This window comes from Variovorax sp. 20P10.2.4, assembly GCF_058244205.1.
Window position 1 is genome coordinate 1 of the sequence record NZ_JBZAYE010000773.1, and the last position, 3,073, is coordinate 3,073.

The window sequence follows — 3,073 nt, forward strand, 5'->3', positions numbered from 1 at the left end:
GGCCGGCTGGGTGCCCGCATGGCGCGCTCTCTACAATTCGCGGCCGCAATGACCTCTCCCGACACCGTGTCCCACGACCTTCCGCCCGCCGACGACGACGCAGGCGACAGCACCTCGCCCCATCCGCTGCACCGCCGCCTCAAGAGCTTCGTCAAGCGCGGCGGCCGCACCACCGACGGCCAGGCACGCGCCTTCGCCGAGCTGGGCCCGCTGTACCTGCTGCCCTACCGCGAGGAAACGCTGGACCTGGCCGCGGCCTTCGGCCGCGAGGCGCCGACCGTGCTCGAGATCGGCTTCGGCATGGGCGAGGCCACGGCCCACATCGCGACCGTGCGGCCCGACACCAACTTCCTCTGCTGCGAGGTGCACGAGCCCGGCGTGGGCGCGCTGCTCAAGCGCATCGGCGAGCAGAGCATCCCGAACATCCGCATCTGCGCGCACGACGCCGTCGAGGTGCTCGACCACATGCTGCAGCCCGCCACGCTGGCCGGCGTGCACGTGTTCTTTCCCGATCCCTGGCACAAGAAGCGCCACAACAAGCGCCGGCTGATCCAGGCCGAGTTCGTGACCAAGCTGGCACAGCACCTGCGCCCCGGCGGCTACATCCACTGCGCCACCGACTGGCAGCCCTATGCCGAGCAGATGCTCGAGGTGCTGTCGGCCGAGCCGCTGCTGCGCAACACCGCCGCCGACTACGCGCCCAAGCCCGACTACCGGCCGCTGACCAAGTTCGAGAACCGCGGCCTCAAGCTGGGCCACGGGGTCTGGGACCTGGTGTTCGAGCGCGCCTGAGCGCGCCCTGCGTCAGTCCTCGACCACGAAGCGGAACGGCAGCCGCATCGCGCTGCGCAGGCCCTGGCCGTTCGCGTCGCGCGCCGGCTCGAAGCGCCAGGCTTCGAGCGACTTCGTCACCACCTGCGACAGCAGCGGATGCGGCGAGCTGACGATCCGGATGCGGTCGGCGCGCCCCTCGGGGTTCACGTCGAAGGCCGCGACCACCGTGCCCGCCACGCCCTGCTCGGCCAGTTGCGAGGGATAGCTCGGGATCGAGCGCTGCAGCACGCGCGCGTCGGACACCGGCGCTGGCCGCCGCGCCGGTGTCGGATCCGCCATGGGCGGGGGCGCGATCGTGGGCGGCGCGGCGATCTCCAGCACTGGCGCCCCGGTCCCGCCTTGCGAGAAACCGGCCTCCGGCGGCTGTGGCGCCCTGTTCCGAGCCAGGTCGGTGCAACCGGCCACCACGGCACATCCCAGTGCCAGCACAGCGATCTTGTTCATGCCAGCGATTCTGCAGTGCGCAAAACTTCCCGCCGGGCATCCAAATTGCTACACTTTTTTACTATTTTGAGCAAAGGTGTCCGATGAACGACGCACGCAGACAGTGGCTGATCAAGACGGGCGCCCTGTTGGCCCTGGGCACGACCGGGCCGCGCGCGTTCGCGCAGACCACCCGCGCGGCCGCGGCCGGAGGCGCCCGCGTGGTGCTGCTGGGCCAGTCGGTGCCGCTGACCGGCACGGCCGGCGAGATCGGCCTGGCCTTCGCGGCCGGCAGCCGGCTCGCGGTGAGCGACTTCAACGAACGCAATGCCGCCAGCGGCCTGCAGCTCAAGCTGCTGCAGCTCGACGACGGCTACGACGCGAGCCGCGCGGCGGCCAACGCCCGCACCCTGCTGTCGCGCGACAAGGCCGACATGCTGTTCGGCTTCGTCGGCACCGCCAGCAGCAATGCCGGCGCCGAGGTCGCCACCCAGCAGGGCAGCCTGCTGTTCGCGCCCTTCGCGGCCTCGGACACCTTGCGCGGCCCCGCGCATCCCAACGTGTTCCATGTGCGCCCCGGCATGATCGACGAGGCACTGAAGATCGTGCGCCAGTGCGCTACCGTGGGGCAGACCCGCATCGCGCTGGTGGGCGACGACGACGCGATGGGCCACGCCGGCCTCGCGGCGGTGCAGCAGGCCGTGACCGAACTCAAGCTGCCGCCGCTGGTCGCCACCGCGCTGGTGCCCGCGGGCGGCGGCAAGGCGCTCGAGGATGCGCTCAAGGCCGTGCAGAAGCCCGCGCCCCAGGCCATCGTGCTGGTGTCGCTCTCGGGCACCACGGCCAATGCCATCCGCGCGCTGCGCAAGAGCGGCTACACCGGCAGCTTCATGGCCTTCTCGATCGTGGGCATCGACCCGCTCTACGCCGAGCTCGGCAAGGACATCGGCGGCATCGTGATCTCGCAGGTCGTGCCCTCGCCGCGGCCCTCGGCGATCCCGATCGTCAAGGAGTACCGCGCCGCGGTCGACAACTCCGACCAGGCGCCCTCTTACGAAGGCCTCGAGGGCTTCATCGCCGCCAAGACCGTGGGCGAGGCGGTGCGCCGCGCGGGCCGCGGCTTCACGCCGCAGAGCCTGCAGCGCGTGATGAGCGCGATGACCGACTACGACGTCGGCGGCTTCCGCATCAACCTGCGCCCGGGCCTGCGCGACAACGTGCGCAGCATCGACCTGATCAGCATCTCGGCCGACGGGCGCGTTCTGCGCTGAGGCTTCAGGCCAGGTTCGGGTGGTAGCCCACGGGCGAATAGATCACCACCAGCGCCGTGGCCGGCCCCGCGAGCGCATGCCCGCGGTGCGGGATGCGTGCGTCGAAATGCAGCGTGTCGCCGGGCTCGAGGATGAACTTGTCGACCCCGACCTGCCACTCCACGCGGCCCGTGAGCACGTGCATCATCTCCTCGCCCTCGTGCTCGAAGAACACGAACTTGTCGACCTTGTCGGGGAAGGTGAACAGGAAGGGCTGCAGCGCGCGGTCGGTGGTGGCGTCGGTCAGCGCGAAGTAGTCGTAGCCGAAGGCGCTGCCGCCCATCACGGTCGGGCGCTTGTCGGCATGCCGCACCAGGCTCACGCCGCGCCAGCTCTGCTGCGCATGCGTGTTGTCGGTAAGAAGGCTCGCGGCCTCGATGCCCAGCACGCTCGCGATGCGCGCCAGCGAGCCGATCGGCGGCACCTTCTGGCCGCTCTCGATGCGCGAGAGATAGGCCTTGCCGAAGCCGGCCTGCTCGGCCAGCGCCGCGAGCGTGAGGCCCGCC

The 3,073-nt window shown here is 70.8% G+C and carries 4 protein-coding genes; 2 read left to right on the forward strand and 2 right to left on the reverse strand.

The features are described 5' to 3' along the window. Positions 1 to 48 precede the first annotated feature (48 nt). Positions 49 to 792, forward strand: coding sequence for a tRNA (guanosine(46)-N7)-methyltransferase TrmB (trmB, locus tag AC27VN_RS37250; RefSeq protein ID WP_490879901.1), 744 nt, complete (start codon positions 49 to 51; stop codon positions 790 to 792). 12 nt (positions 793 to 804) lie between these two features. Here the strand turns inward: trmB and AC27VN_RS37255 are convergent, their stop codons facing one another. Beyond that, positions 805 to 1,113: an energy transducer TonB gene (locus AC27VN_RS37255; protein WP_490879898.1), complete on the reverse strand. Its 309-nt coding sequence runs from the start codon at positions 1,111 to 1,113 to the stop codon at positions 805 to 807. 248 nt (positions 1,114 to 1,361) lie between these two features. On the opposite strand from AC27VN_RS37255, the gene AC27VN_RS37260 reads away from it, so the two are divergent. Further along, the gene (locus tag AC27VN_RS37260; protein ID WP_490879899.1) at positions 1,362 to 2,528 is read left to right on the forward strand and encodes an ABC transporter substrate-binding protein; all 1,167 of its coding nucleotides are present in this window, start codon (positions 1,362 to 1,364) and stop codon (positions 2,526 to 2,528) included. A gap of 4 nt (positions 2,529 to 2,532) precedes the next feature. Here the strand turns inward: AC27VN_RS37260 and AC27VN_RS37265 are convergent. Continuing rightward, positions 2,533 to 3,073 (reverse strand): helix-turn-helix domain-containing protein (locus tag AC27VN_RS37265; protein ID WP_490879900.1); only part of this gene is annotated, 541 nt, incomplete at its 5' end.

Bases quoted from the DNA above. Each gene is read 5' to 3' on its own strand.
- AC27VN_RS37260 (WP_490879899.1), top strand. From the start codon at position 1,362: ATGAACGACGCACGCAGACAGTGGCTGATCAAGACGGGCGCCCTGTTG.
- AC27VN_RS37255 (WP_490879898.1), bottom strand. From the start codon at position 1,113: ATGGCGGATCCGACACCGGCGCGGCGGCCAGCGCCGGTGTCCGACGCG.
- trmB (WP_490879901.1), top strand. From the start codon at position 49: ATGACCTCTCCCGACACCGTGTCCCACGACCTTCCGCCCGCCGACGAC.